Raw genomic sequence first — 16,252 nt, 5'->3', positions numbered from 1 at the left:
CATGGAAAAAAATCACATCGTAGCGATTGATCAGGGGACGACGAGTACACGAGCGATTTTGTTTGACGGAGAAGGCCAGGAAGTTCACTCGGTGCAAAGAGAATTTACCCAACACTTTCCAAAGCCCGGTTGGGTGGAGCATGACGCCAATGAGATTTGGGGGTCGGTTCTCGCTGTTCTCGCCGGTCTTTTTACGGAAATTGAGGTTGAACCTGCAGAAATCGCAGGCATCGGTATTACGAATCAACGGGAGACTACGGTGATCTGGGATAAACATACGGGCCGGCCGATTTATCATGCGCTCGTGTGGCAGTCGCGGCAAACGGAGCCGATTGTTGACCAGTTGAAAGAAGATGGATGGAACGAAACGTTTAAACAGAAAACAGGTCTTTTGCTGGATCCTTATTTTTCAGGAACAAAAATAAAATGGATCCTTGACCATGTGGAAGGTGCGCGAGAAAAAGCCGAAAACGGGGACTTGTTATTTGGAACGATTGATACGTGGCTGATTTGGAAATTGAGCGGAGGAGCCGCTCATGTGACCGATTATACAAATGCTGCCCGTACCTTAATGTTCAATATTCATGAGTTAAAATGGGACCAGGAACTGATGGATATTTTAGAAGTCCCAAAACAAATGCTTCCGGAAGTGAAATCTTCTTCCGAAATCTACGCAGAAACGATTGAGTACCATTTCTTTGGCGCAAAAGTTCCGATCGCGGGCGTAGCCGGTGATCAGCACGCTGCTCTATTCGGGCAGGCGTGTTTTGAAAAAGGAACGGTGAAAAACACATACGGCACGGGTTGTTTTATTTTGATGAACACCGGTGAAGAAGCGGTTACGTCCGACAATGGATTGTTAACGACGATTGCCTGGGGCCTCGATGGAAAAGTCGAGTACGCGTTGGAAGGCAGTATTTTCGTAGCGGGATCCGCCGTCCAATGGCTCCGGGATGGCATCAACATGATTGAACAATCGCCGGATAGCGAGGATCTCGCGACGCGTGTAACCTCGTCTGAAGGTGTTTATTTTGTGCCTGCATTCGTGGGATTGGGCACTCCTTATTGGGATAGTGCCGCACGCGGAGCGATGTTCGGGATTACGAGGGGAACGGAAAAAGCGCATCTCGTTCGGGCGACGCTGGAATCTTTGGCCTATCAAACGAAAGACGTCATGACAGCGATGGAAAAAGACGCGGGCATCCCATCGACAAAGTTGCGCGTGGACGGCGGTGCCGCCGAAAACAATTTCCTCATGCAATTCCAGAGCGACCTCCTCCATGCACCGGTGGAACGGCCGACCGTCAGTGAAACAACAGCCCTGGGAGCTGCTTATCTGGCCGGGTTAGCGGTCGGCGTCTGGGATAGCAAAGACGACATCGCGAGGAAATGGAAAGTAGACCGCTCCTTTGAACCGGCCATGGAAGAACCGGAGCGACAAGAACTTTACAACGGCTGGAAAAAAGCAGTGGAAGCGACCATGGTGTTTAAGCCAGGGGAATAGCAATTACCATTAGTGATAAATGAAGACCGTTGAGAGTGTTTATTATAGGGTTGAAGCACGCTCACGGTCTTTTTACATTTACACCTAATAAGATTTCCCGTATACTAAACTTAAGTTAATAAGCAATGATCAGAGTCAATGAGAAGATCACAGCAAACAACTGGCGGGCGACGCATATCGTCTGTTAGGGGTTTCTGTGATCTTTTTTAGTTTAAATAGGGACGGGAGGAATTGGATTGTCTTTTTCAGCGCATTCACGAGATGGTGCGATAGAAAAAATGGCCGAATCGGAGCTAGATCTTTTAATTATCGGAGGAGGCATTACAGGCGCGGGAACCGCGCTTGATGCGCAAACCCGCGGGATGGAGACAGGTCTTATTGAAATGCAGGATTTTGCAGCAGGAACTTCGAGTCGTTCCACGAAACTTATTCATGGCGGTTTGCGGTATTTGAAAAATTTTGAAGTGAAGATGGTAGCGGAGGTTGGAAAAGAGCGCGCAATTGTTTATGAAAATGCGCCGCACGTGACCACGCCGTTACGTATAATGTTGCCGTTTTATAAAGGCGGAACATTCGGCTCGTTTACGACATCGATCGGGTTGTCGATCTACGATCGGCTCGCAGGTGTAAAAAAAGCGGAACGCCGCACGATGATGAGCGCGAAAGATGCGAAGAAAAATGAGCCGATATTAGCGGATAAACAATTGCGCGGAGCGGGCATGTATGTGGAATATCGCACCGATGATGCACGTTTAACGTTGGAAGTCGCGAAAACAGCGGCGGAGAAAGGCGCGCAACTTGCCAACTATGTGAAGGCAGAATCGTTTATTTATGACGATGACAAAGTGATCGGTGTTGTTGCCCGTGACGTAACCACCAATAAAACGATCAAAATTTACGCGAAGAAAATCGTTAATGCGACCGGCCCCTGGGTTGATCACTTACGGGAGCAGGATCGTTCGAAAACAGGAAAAACCATTCATTTGTCCAAAGGTGTTCACCTCGTCTTTTCCAAAAAGCGTTTGCCTCTGCAACAAGCGATTTATTTTGATACGCCCTTTAAGGATGGACGGATGATGTTCGCGATTCCGAGGGGAGACAAAGTCTACGTGGGAACGACGGAAACGGGTTATGATGGAGACCAGCGTGAACCGGGCGTGACAGATGACGATGTCGCTTATATTATAAAAGCAACCAACGCGATGTTTCCAGGCTACCACATCGCGATAGACGATGTGGAATCGAGCTGGTCAGGTCTGCGGCCGCTCATTCACGAGGAAGGGAAGGATCCATCGGATATTTCCCGTAAGGACGAAATTTTTCATTCGAAAAGTGGATTAATAACGATTGCCGGCGGAAAATTAACCGGCTACCGCAAAATGGCCGATTCCATTGTCTCTATGGTAGCCGAGGAGTTGGAAAAGGGCACAGGCGCATCTTACCCAGCTTGCCAAACAAAAAAACTTGTCCTCTCCGGCGGTGATGTCGGCGGGTCACAGGAACTGGTTGCTTTTAACGAAACGTTTGCTCAGGCGGGCATGAAACTGGGGTTAGATGAGAAAACGTCCAGGGAGCTGGTGGAACGTTACGGTTCCAACGTGTCGCAAGTCTTTATGTATCTGGAAGATGAGGAAGCCGACACTTTTCAACTTCCGAAGGATGTTTGGGCATCGTTAAGGTATGCCTTGGAACATGAAATGACGCTGACACCGGTTGATTTTTTCCTTCGCCGCACGTCGTATCTTTTATTTGATATCGATAAGGCGCGAGAAAATAAAGAGGCTGTTGTCGAAGCTATGGCAGCGAAGTTGCAGTGGTCAAAAGAAGAAAAAGCAAGGTGCATAACAGAACTTAATGAGATGTGGGAAATCTTAACATTCGTAAGGGGATGAGGTGTTGAAGTGTTTAATGGACAAGAAGTCATTCCGGCTGTAAAAGCGATGAAGGATTTTGAACGTGTATTGAAGCGGGATGAATCATTTTTTGTCGTATTGGAAGTGCATATTTCCCAGCTTGCCAGAATGAGGAAAGCGGCACGGGAAGCGGGCAAAAAGATGATTCTTCACGCGGATCTTGTGCAAGGGTTGAAAAGCGACCGGCACGCGGCGGAATTTCTGTCCCAAAGCATTAAACCCGCGGGTATTATTTCCACGCGGGCAGATATGCTCAGAATCGCGAAAAAGAATAACATCTTGGCAATCCAGCGAATGTTCCTTTTAGACACGCTAGCCCTTCACACGAGTTATCAATTGGCTCGAACAGTGGCTCCGGATGTTATAGAGCTGCTTCCGGGTATTATCCCTTCCTATATTCAAAAAGTGCACGAGGAAACAGGCCTTGACATTATTGCAGGTGGACTAATTGAAGCTGAAGATGATGTCAGAGTAGCCATCGAGGCTGGTGCCAAAGCCGTTACAACCTCTCGACAGGATCTTTGGGAAGCTTTCCGGGCGTAGAATTCCTCCCCCATTTGCTCATCCAGATTTTCATTTTGGGTAATCAAACAAAAATCGGACAGGATAAGGAGTGGATGAGAAAGGGGTGGATGACATGAAGCATGTCGTGGCGTTAATTATTAAATTCGTAATGATTTCATTTGTGCTATGGTTTATTTTTAGTCTCTTTGGCGGCGTTTCTTTTGCAAATATTATGGTGGCAAGCGTCGCGTTAACAGGCATATCGTATCTTGTGGGGGATATGCTTGTATTGCCCCGCTTGGGGAACACATTGGCGACTGTTGTGGACATTGGGCTCGTTTGGATAGGACTATGGGTGTTGGGAACGGTCTTGTTCCCATTTGAAGGGCTTTTTATGCTTTCGTTGCTTGCTGCTTTTGCGATCGCGACAGGCGAAGCGTTTTTCCATTTATACCTAGAAAGAAATGTTTTGGTCGATAATGATTCAAGCGCCGGCGATCCCTCTCCGAAAAACCTGCAAACCGAATTTGGCTCGGATGTGGACATTAAATCCGATGCAAAAAAAGCAAATAGGAAAAAGAAATAAGGGTTTGCAGCCCTAAACAAAAGTGGAATGGAATAAAAGAATGCACAAAACACTCGAGGAGGGAAAGTCCAATGGATCCCAGAGAGATGCAGATTGGGCGTACACCACGGCAACGCCAAGACAAGCAACCGGGCATTGAATCGCAAATGCAGCCAAAACCGGCTCAGCCCACGGATTATAAAGGGACGGATAAATTAAAAGGGAAGGCATCGTTAATTACCGGCGGTGACAGCGGCATCGGACGAGCGGTGGCGATTCTTTATGCAAAAGAAGGCGCTGATGTGGCTATTTCCTATTTGGATGAACATGATGATGCCGAAGAAACGAAAAAAATGGTCGAAGCCGAAGGAGTCAAATGTTTACTCCTCCCCGGGGACATCAAGAGTGAATCTCATTGTAAGGAGCTCGTGGAGCAAACGGTCGCGGCGTTTGGGAAGATCAATATTCTCGTGAACAATGCGGCGATCCAATATGTGCGAGAAGATGTGCTTGATATTTCTTCGGAACAGTTTGAAGATGTATTCCGAGTGAATTTCTTTTCCCAGTTTTATTTAACGAAAGCAGCGGTTCGCCATATGCAAGCAGGGGACGCCATTATTGCCACTTCTTCCATTAATGCCTATCGCGGAAACCCGATTTTCATGGACTACTCGGCAACGAAAGGCGCGGTCACTTCATTTATCCGAAGTATCGCCCAAAGCCTTGCCGATAAAGGCATTCGCGCGAATTCAGTAGCGCCCGGGCCGGTATGGACACCGCTAATCCCGTCTTCGTTCGATGAAGATGGCGTGGAAAATTTCGGTCAAGGTGGTTTAATCAATCGGCCGGGCCAACCTTCCGAACATGCCTGGCCTTATGTCATGCTCGCATCGGATGAATCATCCTACATGACCGGACAAGCGATTCATATTAACGGGGGCGATTATACGTCGTCATAGCAGAAAATAAACCGTGTGAAATTACTGTTCTTGATTGATTTCACACGGTTTATTGCTTTTTATAGAGTACATCCGTCGCCTGTCTTATAACAATGATACACACAGTACTGCATTTAATAATTGAAGACACCTTCTCTGCTATGCAATAATTGTAATATTATGGGATAATTCTTTTATCAAGCATAGGCAGTTGAGGGGGAGAAAGATGTGACTGATTCTTTTCGTTTGTTGCAAAAAGGAGAAGAGAAAACTTCATTCCCAAGCTTTTGGGATTGGGAGATGAAGGTGCAGAAAGGAAAAGTTGTGGTAATTGTTTACTTTTCTTCCGGCAAAAAATTTCAAACTTCTTTAAGTGAATCAGAAATTACGCCGGTACGAGATGTTAAACTTTCAAACGGTCAGCGGGCTTTTATGGAAGACAGTTATGAACCTTATGTAGACGCAGCCAGGATCTATGGGGAAAAATATGTACTAGTTAGTGTGACCAATGAAAGAGTCCCGAGAGTCTGTGAACTGAAAGACTTCTCTATTGAAAATATCCCCCAAGAAGAAAAAGTAAAAGATCTGTTAGCGTATTATAAACGAGTCGCAGGATTAAAAGATGCAGAGGCGAAGCCGGGCATGCCTAGATTACTGGATGAAGTGAAGAAGATGATGGTCCGTGAGCAAAGCGCGCTTTTTGCCTATCTAACAAAAAACAACCGTGTGGCGAACAAAAGACAATCGTTAGTGTACCCATTTCGATCCAATTTGAGCCAAATGAATGCATTGGAGAAAGCATTCTCTTCACAGATCAGCGTGATTCAAGGTCCGCCAGGGACAGGGAAGACACAAACAATTTTAAACATTATATCAAATATCACCCTGAAACGACAGACTGCTGCGGTTATTTCCAATAGCAATGAAGCAGTCAACAATGTTGCAGAAAAAATGAATGCGTCCTCGTTCTCGTTTTTATTGGCGCATCTTGGAAAAAAAGAAAATAAAAAAGCATTTTTTTCCAATCTTCCTGAACCTCCTGAAGAGGTTGACGCTTGGCCGCATTCCTTAGAAGACGACTTGGAAGAAGCTGTTCACGAGGAAGCGCAGCAATTAAAAAAACTTTTCTCCTTGCAAAACCACCAGGCGCGGCTTGCTGAACAGCTGAGAGAAATTGAGACAGAAGCCCAGCACTATAGGAAACATCTAGAGGAGACCGAACAGGAAAAGAACATGCCGAAACAATTGCCCTTCTATTCATTTACCCAGCGAAAAATTTTGGAGCTGACCGCGGAACAAACGTTGGAAGATCACCATCGTCTTCCTTTTTTCAAAAAACTGAAGACGATCATATACTATGGAATCTATGACAAGGAATGGCTGAACAATAACAAAAAGCGTGAAAAAACGCGCTCATCATTGCAATTGCGATTTTATGAAAAGAAGGAAACTGAACTGAAGATGCGTTTAGGGGAAATAGACAACCAATTAGAAGCGGCTGATTTTGAGAATCGGACACGAAATATCACACATCGTTCACTGGCATATTTTAAAAGCAAATTGGCCAAACGCTATCGAGGCAGAAAAACCGATTTTCAACTAAATAGTTACAAAAATAATTTCAAAGCTTTCAGTGAGCAGTTTCCGATCATTTTGAGCACAGCGTATTCTTTACAAAACTCACTCCCACCAGGAGAGTTATTGGATTACGTTATCATTGACGAAGCTTCCCAACTTGAGTTGATTCCGGGACTTATTGCATTTAGCTGTGCAAAAAACGTTATTGTCGTGGGGGATCAAAACCAGTTGCCGCACATTCCGGTAAAAACGATGAAAAGTGGGGAAATAGAGCCGTGCTATGATTATGTGCAAAACAGTTTGCTGGATTCTGTTATCAAGGTCTATGATCACGAATTGCCTCTCACTGTTTTGAAAGAACACTACCGGTGTGATCCTTCGATTATCGATTTCTGCAACAAACAATATTATAATCACGAGTTGATTCCTATGTCCACGGAAACCGATGATCGATCGCTGATTCTATACAAGACGACGCCCGGTGACCATATGAAGGGAAACGGAAGCAAATACAATCAGCGGGAGTTAGATACGCTCGTCGAAAAAAAAGCCAAGGAAAAGGCGATACCGGAAGAATTTAAAGACATCGGCTTTATTACAGCCTATCGAAAACAAGCAGAAAAGGCAGAAAAGTTGGTTGAGAATATAGAAGGAGTTTCCGTAGATTCAGAAACCGTCCATAAATTTCAGGGGAAAGAATGCGATGGCATTATCTTCTCCACTGTTCTTGATAAGAAAGGAACAGACGGGGAGTTTCATTTTGTGGACAATCCCAACCTCATCAATGTGGCAGTTTCCCGAGCGAAAAAAAGGTTTGTACTCGTTACAGATGACATCGTGTTTTCTCAAAGAAATGAAGAGATTGCTGCACTTATACGATACATTCATTACTATAAAGAAAAGAGTATGGTGAAGCAAAGTCCGGTTGTTTCTGTATTTGACACGTTTTATGATGAATTTGCCCCAATTTTATTAAAGAGAAAAGAAAAATTGAAAAATAAACGCTTTGAATACGAATCTGAGCAACTTATTGCTGAGCTGTTGGAGGAAATATTTGAAGGAAGGGAATTTCAAAAATTTAAATATCAGCATCAATATCGATTGCGGGATTTTCTTAGCAATAAACTATCGTTAACAAACCGTGAACAGGAATATGTGGACCAAGCTGCTCACATTGATTTGCTTATTTTTTATAAAGTAGGTAAAGATCCTGTTGCTGCAATTGAAGTGGACGGCAGTCATCATGACTATGACGCTGAAACGATGGAAAGAGATCGATTAAAAGAACATATTCTGGAAAAAGCTGGCATCCCGCTTATGCGGCTGCGTACCGACGGCAGCGGAGAAGAAGAAAAGATTAAGGCAATGCTCAGAAAACTTTAATCCCCATTTTGCTTTACTCCATCGCTAGCACAAGCTAACCATATCTATAAGTTTTACAGCGATACTTACTGACAGGACTTGTATACAATATTTAGTGAGAATAGCGCAGAAACGGAGCGAACCCCCGTTTCTGCTTTTTTTTATGCGTCTTTACACAATCTTTACATAGCATCAATATCTACTCAACACTGATCGATTATAGTGAAATTGTACAAGAAATAAAAATAGAAGGGGAGATGGAGTTGAAAAAGCACGCGTTCATAATGCTCGTTGTCATTGTAATGCTGGCAGTTTTAGCTGCATGTGGCGGGGGCAATGATGAAGAAACCTCCGGAGAAGCCAGTGGCGGGGATGGAAACGAAGACAACGCTGAGGCGAGTGACGATGTGTCCGGTTCGGTCACGGTTGCCGGTTCCAGCGCGATGCAACCTTTAGTCGGTGCTGTGGCAGAAGTTTATGAAGAAGAAAATTCGGAAGCCAGCATTGAAGTGCAGGCTGGAGGATCAGGCGCAGGGTTAAGCCAAGTGGCAGCAGGGCAAGTGGACATCGGAAACTCTGACCTTTTTGCTGAACAAGAAGATGAGATTGATGCAGGCGAACTCGTGGATCATCGTGTGGCTGTTGTTGGCATGGCGCCTGTCGTGCATCCTGATGCCGGTGTGGATGACCTAACGGAAGAAGAATTGATCGATGTGTGGACAAGAGAAGTTACAAATTGGTCTGAAGTCGGTGGTGAAGATCAGGAAATCACGCTCGTGAATCGTCCAGATTCCTCAGGGACACGAACAACGTTTGTAGAGCATGCCCTTAATGGCGCCGAACCGGCCGATGGGATAACGGAAGATTCTTCAAATACCGTAAGACAGATTGTTTCTGAAACAGAAGGTGCCATCGGATATCTGGCATTCTCTTACTTTGATGACAATATCACGCCTATGAGTGTGGATGGCGTAGAGCCGACAGCGGAAAATATACAGTCAGGTGATTTCCCCATTTGGGCGTACCAACACTCCTATACAAACGGGGAACCTGAAGGATTGACAGAAGACTTTCTGGACTTTATGCAATCAGAGGAAATTCAAGAAACCTTAGTTCCGGAACAAGGGTATATCCCCGTAACGGAAATGGAAGTAGAACGCGATGCAGAAGGGGAAGAGCAACCGGTAGAATAGGAAACAGGTGATATCCGTTATGCAAAGGGAGAAAAGAGCGAGTGAACGCCTCGTTCGCAAGTCAAGAAAATTATCTTTGAAAAATTCGGAACGAAGCGGAAAAATCATCGTTTATACCGCTGCTTTTCTGACCGTATTAGCTACCCTCGCTGTAACATTATTCCTGGCGCAGCAGGGACTGCAATCATTCTATATTAGTGGCATCCCTCCTTTGGAGTTTTTTACCTCGACAGACTGGAATCCGGCTAGTGGCGATCCGAGTTATGGAGCGCTCGTGTTTATCTTTGGTTCATTGGCCGTCACGTTAGCGTCAGCGATTATTGTTGCTCCTCTCGGAATTGGAGCGGCAATTTTTATGACAGAAATAGCACCTTCCTGGGGAAAGAAAGTGCTCCAGCCTGTGATTGAAATTCTCGTTGGCATTCCATCTGTTATATACGGTTATATCGGTTTGACCGTTCTCGTTCCTTTCATAAGGGAACAATTCGGAGGGAGTGGTTACAGTTTATTGGCAGGCATCATTGTTGTTTCCGTCATGATTTTGCCGACGGTAACGACCCTATCGGCGGATAGCCTTAATCGATTGCCCGATGGTCTTCGAAGTTCGTCGTATGCGTTGGGGGCTACCCGGTGGCAAACGATCCGCCGCGTTTTGCTTCCGGCTGCGATTCCAGGACTGTTAACCGCGATCATTCTCGGCATGGCACGTGCGATCGGTGAAGCACTTGCCATACAAATGGTCATTGGGAACACAGAGCAACTTCCCGGGTCGCTCCTTGACCCAACGGCAACGATGACAACGATTATTACGCTCAATATGGGGCATACAACGTTCGGGAGCGCTGAAAACAATGTCCTTTGGACATTAGGGCTGATCCTCCTTGTAATATCATACGGGTTAGTTTTGGCCGTGCGTTTTTTGGCCGCTAGGAGGAAGGTTTGATGAATCGAAAACGAACCGATCAATTGGCGACATTCATCTTTACGCTTTTTGCCGTCGTAATTGTGGCCGTCCTTGCCGCTTTGCTCGTCTATGTGCTTTATCTTGGCATCCAGCAAGTCAGTTGGGATTTTCTCACGAGTAAATCGAGTAATTTTAGAGCAGGGGGCGGCATCCAGGATCAATTATTTAATTCCTTTTATATTTTGGTATGGACGATGATTTTCACGATACCGCTCGGTCTTGCCGGCGGGATTTATATGGCGGAATATGCCAAAGACAATAAACTTACGTCCGTTATACGTGTATGTATTGAGACGCTTGCTTCCTTGCCTTCCATTGTGCTTGGGATGTTTGGGCTGCTTATTTTCGTTAATACGTTTGGCTTCGGTTTTTCGGTGTTGTCGGGGGCGTTGACGCTAACCATATTTAATATGCCGATCATGATCAGGACATGTGAAAACGCCATTCGCTCTGTGCCTTTGCAACAAAAAGAAGCGGGGCTGGCACTTGGGTACACCCATTGGCGTACTATCACGAGCGTTTTAATGCCAAGCGCCTTTCCATCCATTCTGACTGGCATTATCCTATCGTCAGGCTTGGTGTTTGGCGAAGCAGCCGCTTTATTGTATACCTCTGGTTTGACAACTCCGGACCTGGATTATGGAAATTGGAATCCATTCTCGGAGCATTCGCCGTTAAATATTTTTCGACCGGCGGAAACCCTGGCCGTTCATATCTGGAAAGTGAATAGCGAGGGGATTATTCCGGACTTGCGTGATGTCGCGGATGGCGGCGCGGCAGTGCTTGCCTCCGCGATACTAATTTTCAACATTAGTGCCCGTATACTTGGTGCATGGGTTCACCGTAAATTTACCTCAAAATAAGGAGGAATTGGATTGGTAACCGTAGCTTTTCCTGAAACAAGAGAAAAAAATGAAACCATTTTTAACACTGAAACGAATGAAAAGGCACTCGATGTTCAAAAGCTCAATATTTTCTATGGAGATACACAAGCGATTCGTGACGTCGATTTAGAGATAAAGAAACATGAGATAACCGCGTTAATTGGACCATCAGGTTGCGGAAAATCAACGTTTTTGCGTTCAATCAATCGGATGAATGATGATGTTTCAGGTTTTCGTGCCGAAGGTCACATCCAATACGATGATGTCAACTTATTGGCTGACAATATCGACACGGTTCTCCTTCGAAAAGAAGTTGGCATGGTCTTTCAACAGCCCAATCCGTTTCCGAAATCCATTGCAAAAAACATCACGCAACCTTTGAAAGAGCACGGGATAAAATCTAAACGGGAGATGAATGAGAAAGTAGAAACGTACCTTAAACAAGTGGGACTTTGGGAAGAAGTCCGCGCCCGGCTCGATACATCCGCTTATTCCCTTTCCGGCGGCCAGCAGCAGCGTCTTTGCATCGCACGGGCGTTATGCATCCGTCCGGAAGTGTTATTGCTGGATGAACCGGCTTCTGCCTTGGATCCGATCGCGACGGCAAGAATTGAAGATCTGCTCGTGCAATTAAAAGAACATTACACGATTGTTCTCGTCACCCATAATCTACAACAAGCAGCACGAGTGGCAGATTCGATCGTCTTTTTTTATCAAGGGGAAGTCGTTGAGCATACGGAAACCGAGCAGTTTTTTGCAAACCCGAAAGAGCAGCGTAGTGAAGACTATATTTCCGGTCGTTTTGGTTAATGGAGGGAGAATCTTGCCAGAGGCTATTTTTAAAACGGAAAACCTTAAAGTTGCTTATGGAAAAAACCAAGTCATCCACGGTATAGATTGGAATATCACCAAAGGAGAGGTTACAGCATTAATCGGTCCATCCGGGTGCGGAAAATCGACCTTCTTAAAAACACTCAACCTCCTGATTCGCTCTATGTCTGATGATGTGAAAGTAAGTGGGCAAATCACTTTTTCAGGAAAGAATATCCTCAATAAAAAAATTGATGCGATTGATTTGCGAAAACAAATCGGCATGGTCTTTCAACAACCGAACCCTTTCCCTAAGAGCATTTTCGAAAATGTGGCTTACGGTCCACGTATCCATGGGGTTAGAAAGAAACGGCAATTGGAAGAGATCGTCGAGCAAACATTGACTGAGGCGTATTTATGGGACGAAGTCAAGGATCGGCTAGATGATTCAGCCCTTGGTCTCTCGGGCGGTCAACAACAGCGGCTTTGCATCGCGCGAGCCCTTGCCACAAACCCGGATGTGTTGCTGATGGATGAACCCACATCTGCGCTAGACCCGATTTCATCGCAGGGGATTGAAGAATTGATAAGTAAACTGGAAGGGCAGTATAGCGTCATACTGGTGACCCATCAAATGGAACAAGCAGCCCGGGTATCGGATACAACGGCTTTTTTATACATGGGTGAATTAATTGAAGTGAATAAAACGAGCCAGTTGTTTTCCAATCCGACAGAAAAGCAAACGGAAGACTATATCACTGGAAAATTCGGGTAGGGAGGCTGACGATGGCGCCTAGACATACATTAACCGCAGAACTCGACCGTTTAAGCTTGGATGTTAAAAATATGGGCAGACTCGCGTATGAAGCTGTGGAGCAATGTCTCAAAGCGATGAATCACCAAGACGTGGCATTAGCGGATTCCGTTATCGCGCGCGATCAAGACCTGAATCAAAACGAAGCGCTCTTGGATGAGCGGGCAGTCAATGTCATCGCGACGCAACACCCCGTTGCCACCGATCTTCGTAAGGTGCTTGCCTGTATTAAAGTCGCTACCGATTTGGAGCGGATCGGTGATCTCGCCGTTGAAGTGGCAAAGTCCGTCATTCAAATTGACGGGCAGGATCTTGCCTCAGAAGGGAAAACGTTGGAGAAAATGGGGAAAGATTCCCTTGATATGGTTGTCCAGTCCCTACAGTCCTTTCAGGCGCTGGATATAACGAAAGCGTTGCAATTGGAAAAAATGGATCATCAGTTAGATCAACAATACGAACAAACGATACACACGCTGATGAGACATTCCCGTGCAGACCAAGCGACGGCACCTCAATTGCTGCAGCTGGCATATATCGCGCGGTCGATCGAGCGTATAGGGGATCACTGCACAAATATTTCCGAGCAAGTATTGTTTGCCGTAAAAGGTGAACGTTATGATCTCAATCCGTAGTTGTAGTAAAATATGAATAGTAGACAATTTGCAGTATGGAGCGAGTGAAGGAGCGAGCCTATGGCTTACAAATTGCTAGTGGTGGATGATGAAGCGTCCATCGTCACGCTATTGACATACAACCTTGAAAAAGAAGGATATGCCGTTGACAGCGCGGGTGATGGGCAGCAGGCAGTGGAATTGGCCATGGCGGCGGACACGTATGATCTTATTGTGCTCGATTTGATGCTCCCCGGGATGGACGGACTTGACGTTTGCCGGCATCTGCGGGAACAAAAGGTGAACGCGCCCATTCTCATGTTAACGGCCAAAGATGAAGAATTTGATAAAGTTTTAGGGTTGGAGCTCGGTGCCGATGATTATATGACGAAACCGTTCAGCCCCAGGGAACTTGTCGCGCGTGTGCGGGCGATCTTTCGCCGGGTGGAACAAACGGCGGCTAAGAAAACTCCGGACATTGAAACAGCTAAGGAGAAAGAAACCCTTGGTGATATTGACATTTACCCGAATCACTATGAAGCCTATGTTAACGGGAAGCAACTCGAACTCACGCCGAAGGAGTTTGAATTGTTGCTTTACTTGATGCAGCACCGTGGACGGGTCCTAACGAGGGATCGATTACTGAATGCTGTCTGGGATTATGAATTTGTGGCAGATACACGTATTGTCGACGTTCATATTAGTCATTTAAGGGAGAAAATAGAACCGGAGACAAAAAAACCTACCTATATAAAAACGGTACGGGGCATTGGCTATAAAATGGAAAGCTTGGATAAAAAATGGAAGCCTTTCGTTTCCGTTTAATGATTGCTTTGTTGAGCATTATTTTTTTGACGCTTGCTGCTTTAGGTTTTCTGATTGGTCAACTGTTCAATAATTTGTATATGGATGAGACGGTAGATCGTTTACAAAAAGAAGCGCGCATGGTCGCGTCTATTGTCCAAGAAAGCGAAGAAGACCTCCAATCTCTCAGTGAAGAGATCGGAGAGCAACTCGATTTACGCGTCACTTTCATTACAGGAGATGGAGAAGTCGTCGCGGAGTCTTCAGATGTTGAGGGCGGCGAAATGGAAAACCACCTGAGCCGGGAAGAAGTACAATTGGCCGGGAGCGCCGAGGGAGCTACCATTCGCGAAAGTGAAACCATTGGCAGCAGTATGCTTTATTATGCGCATCCGGTTGATGAAGGTCATACAAATGAAGGGTACGTCAGGCTCTCGATTCCCATTGATGCCGTGCAGACAGCAACCGGCCAAATGTGGATGATTATCGCCGTTGGTTTTCTGGCCGCGCTTATTGTCATCGTAGTCTTGGGATACCGGGTGACGCAAAGGCTTACACGGCCTATTGGCCAAGTGACAACAATGGCCAATGAACTCGCGAAAGGAAACTATCAAGCGCGGACCCATGATGAGACAAACGATGAACTGGGACAATTAACCCGTTCGATTAATACGTTGGCCTACAATCTGCAAAAAACCTCCTCAAACTATCAACGTCAGCAAGAAAATTTGGAAGTGTTAATCGATAACATGGGCAGCGGTCTTTTGTTTATCGATGGCCGTGGCCGTATCACGCTCGCGAATCGTATGTGTGATGCCATTTTTCAAACAGATACGAGCGAATGGTTGGAATATCTTTATTACGAGCGCATCCATGATCACAGCTTCGTTCAATTTATTCAGCGTGTCTTTCTGACTGAGGCGCATGCGCACGAAGCCTTGCAATTTGATGAAAGCTGGTCTGTGAAACATTATGAAGCTTACGGCACGCCGGTCATTAACAGCAAAGGTCAATTGCATGGCGTGGTTGTTGTTCTTCACGATATTACAGGCCTGAAACGGTTGGAGCAGATCCGGAAAGATTTTGTGGCAAACGTATCCCATGAATTAAAGACCCCGGTGACTTCCCTTAAAGGCTTTGCGGAAACGCTGCTTAGCGAACCGATGGAGAATCCGGATGTCCAAAGACAGTTTTTGGAAATTATTTGGAGGGAAAGTGACCGGCTTCAAGATTTGGTGCGTGACTTGCTCGAGTTGTCACGCATTGAAACCTATAACTTTCAGTTGGATTTGCAACGGATTAATCTCTCGGAAATTGGAGCAGAAACCGAGCGGCTATTAAGAAAAAAAGCAGCTGATAAATCGATACAATTTAACGTTTCGAGCGAGAAGCACACGGAAATGATTGGCGATGCCACGCGAATAAAACAAATACTCATCAATTTGCTGACCAACGCCATCGCTTACACTCCTGAGGGTGGAGAAGTCGCGCTGCTTATTTACGAAGAAGAAGCGTCCATCGTTTGTCGCGTGAGCGATACCGGGATAGGCATAGAAAAACAGGACCTCCCGCGCATTTTCGAACGTTTTTATCGTGTAGATAAGGCACGGAGCCGCGATTTGGGAGGCACCGGTCTCGGGCTGGCCATTGTTAAACACTTGTTAGAGGCGCATGACGGTACGATAGAAGCTGAAAGCGCGCCGAATATAGGCACGACTTTTACGATACGCCTTCCGAAAGAATGGAATGGCTGATACAAGTGCGTTTACAGCTGATCTTACGGGGTTAGGACCCGAACAGCAGTGAAA

The 16,252-nt window shown here is 45.8% G+C and carries 14 protein-coding genes; all 14 read left to right on the top strand.

Annotation, left to right across the window (positions count from 1 at the left end; genetic code table 11):
- Position 1: 1 nt before the first annotated feature.
- The 14 genes from glpK (at position 2) to pnpS (ending at position 16,198) form a co-directional block, all read left to right on the top strand.
- The gene (glpK, locus tag EPH95_RS08080) at positions 2–1,504 is read left to right on the top strand and encodes a glycerol kinase GlpK (protein ID WP_142088953.1); all 1,503 of its coding nucleotides are present in this window, start codon (positions 2–4) and stop codon (positions 1,502–1,504) included.
- A 278-nt stretch (positions 1,505–1,782) separates the two neighbouring features.
- Positions 1,783–3,396 carry a glycerol-3-phosphate dehydrogenase/oxidase gene (locus EPH95_RS08075; protein ID WP_142091541.1) on the top strand — a complete coding sequence of 538 codons (1,614 nt, stop codon included), beginning with the start codon at positions 1,783–1,785 and terminating at the stop codon, positions 3,394–3,396.
- 9 nt (positions 3,397–3,405) lie between these two features.
- Positions 3,406–3,960: a glycerol-3-phosphate responsive antiterminator gene (locus EPH95_RS08070; protein WP_142088951.1), complete on the top strand. Its 555-nt coding sequence runs from the start codon at positions 3,406–3,408 to the stop codon at positions 3,958–3,960.
- A 94-nt stretch (positions 3,961–4,054) separates the two neighbouring features.
- A complete protein-coding gene (locus EPH95_RS08065) occupies positions 4,055–4,507 on the top strand; it encodes a YndM family protein (RefSeq protein WP_142088950.1) in 453 nt (150 codons plus the stop codon).
- A 71-nt stretch (positions 4,508–4,578) separates the two neighbouring features.
- The gene (locus EPH95_RS08060) at positions 4,579–5,445 is read left to right on the top strand and encodes an SDR family oxidoreductase (protein WP_142088948.1); all 867 of its coding nucleotides are present in this window, start codon (positions 4,579–4,581) and stop codon (positions 5,443–5,445) included.
- A gap of 207 nt (positions 5,446–5,652) precedes the next feature.
- Complete coding sequence (locus EPH95_RS08055; protein ID WP_142088946.1) at positions 5,653–8,385, top strand: AAA domain-containing protein; 2,733 nt, start codon at positions 5,653–5,655, stop codon at positions 8,383–8,385.
- A gap of 242 nt (positions 8,386–8,627) precedes the next feature.
- Positions 8,628–9,557: a phosphate ABC transporter substrate-binding protein PstS family protein gene (locus EPH95_RS08050; RefSeq protein WP_227004098.1), complete on the top strand. Its 930-nt coding sequence runs from the start codon at positions 8,628–8,630 to the stop codon at positions 9,555–9,557.
- A gap of 19 nt (positions 9,558–9,576) precedes the next feature.
- The gene (gene pstC, locus EPH95_RS08045; RefSeq protein WP_142088942.1) at positions 9,577–10,500 is read left to right on the top strand and encodes a phosphate ABC transporter permease subunit PstC; all 924 of its coding nucleotides are present in this window, start codon (positions 9,577–9,579) and stop codon (positions 10,498–10,500) included.
- Positions 10,500–11,384 carry a phosphate ABC transporter permease PstA gene (pstA, locus tag EPH95_RS08040; protein WP_142088940.1) on the top strand — a complete coding sequence of 295 codons (885 nt, stop codon included), beginning with the start codon at positions 10,500–10,502 and terminating at the stop codon, positions 11,382–11,384. Before pstC ends, pstA begins: the two co-directional genes overlap by 1 nt.
- Positions 11,385–11,441: 57 nt before the next feature.
- Positions 11,442–12,215 carry a phosphate ABC transporter ATP-binding protein PstB gene (pstB, locus tag EPH95_RS08035; RefSeq protein ID WP_227004130.1) on the top strand — a complete coding sequence of 258 codons (774 nt, stop codon included), beginning with the start codon at positions 11,442–11,444 and terminating at the stop codon, positions 12,213–12,215.
- 10 nt (positions 12,216–12,225) lie between these two features.
- Positions 12,226–12,990, top strand: a complete 765-nt coding sequence (pstB, locus tag EPH95_RS08030) for a phosphate ABC transporter ATP-binding protein PstB (RefSeq protein WP_319592841.1) — start codon at positions 12,226–12,228, stop codon at positions 12,988–12,990.
- Positions 12,991–13,001: 11 nt separating this feature from the next.
- On the top strand, positions 13,002–13,661 hold the full coding sequence (phoU, locus tag EPH95_RS08025) for a phosphate signaling complex protein PhoU (RefSeq protein ID WP_142088933.1): 660 nt from the start codon (positions 13,002–13,004) through the stop codon (positions 13,659–13,661).
- Positions 13,662–13,721: 60 nt separating this feature from the next.
- Positions 13,722–14,465, top strand: coding sequence for a response regulator transcription factor (locus EPH95_RS08020; protein ID WP_142088931.1), 744 nt, complete (start codon positions 13,722–13,724; stop codon positions 14,463–14,465).
- Positions 14,465–16,198: a two-component system histidine kinase PnpS gene (pnpS, locus tag EPH95_RS08015; protein WP_227004097.1), complete on the top strand. Its 1,734-nt coding sequence runs from the start codon at positions 14,465–14,467 to the stop codon at positions 16,196–16,198. The genes EPH95_RS08020 and pnpS overlap by 1 nt, the downstream gene beginning before the upstream one ends.
- Positions 16,199–16,252 lie beyond the last annotated feature (54 nt).

Source organism: Salicibibacter halophilus (genome assembly GCF_006740705.1).
GTDB lineage: Bacteria > Bacillota > Bacilli > Bacillales > Marinococcaceae > Salicibibacter > Salicibibacter halophilus.
This window is presented reverse-complemented; position numbering and strand designations above follow the sequence as displayed.

What these genes read in the sequence shown, in the direction of transcription:
- pnpS (WP_227004097.1), top strand. Translation starts at nt 14,465, where the DNA reads ATGATTGCTTTGTTGAGCATTATTTTTTTGACGCTTGCTGCTTTAGGT.
- pstC (WP_142088942.1), top strand. Translation starts at nt 9,577, where the DNA reads ATGCAAAGGGAGAAAAGAGCGAGTGAACGCCTCGTTCGCAAGTCAAGA.
- EPH95_RS08060 (WP_142088948.1), top strand. Translation starts at nt 4,579, where the DNA reads ATGGATCCCAGAGAGATGCAGATTGGGCGTACACCACGGCAACGCCAA.
- pstA (WP_142088940.1), top strand. Translation starts at nt 10,500, where the DNA reads ATGAATCGAAAACGAACCGATCAATTGGCGACATTCATCTTTACGCTT.
- EPH95_RS08075 (WP_142091541.1), top strand. Translation starts at nt 1,783, where the DNA reads ATGGCCGAATCGGAGCTAGATCTTTTAATTATCGGAGGAGGCATTACA.
- EPH95_RS08065 (WP_142088950.1), top strand. Translation starts at nt 4,055, where the DNA reads ATGAAGCATGTCGTGGCGTTAATTATTAAATTCGTAATGATTTCATTT.
- glpK (WP_142088953.1), top strand. Translation starts at nt 2, where the DNA reads ATGGAAAAAAATCACATCGTAGCGATTGATCAGGGGACGACGAGTACA.
- EPH95_RS08020 (WP_142088931.1), top strand. Translation starts at nt 13,722, where the DNA reads ATGGCTTACAAATTGCTAGTGGTGGATGATGAAGCGTCCATCGTCACG.
- phoU (WP_142088933.1), top strand. Translation starts at nt 13,002, where the DNA reads ATGGCGCCTAGACATACATTAACCGCAGAACTCGACCGTTTAAGCTTG.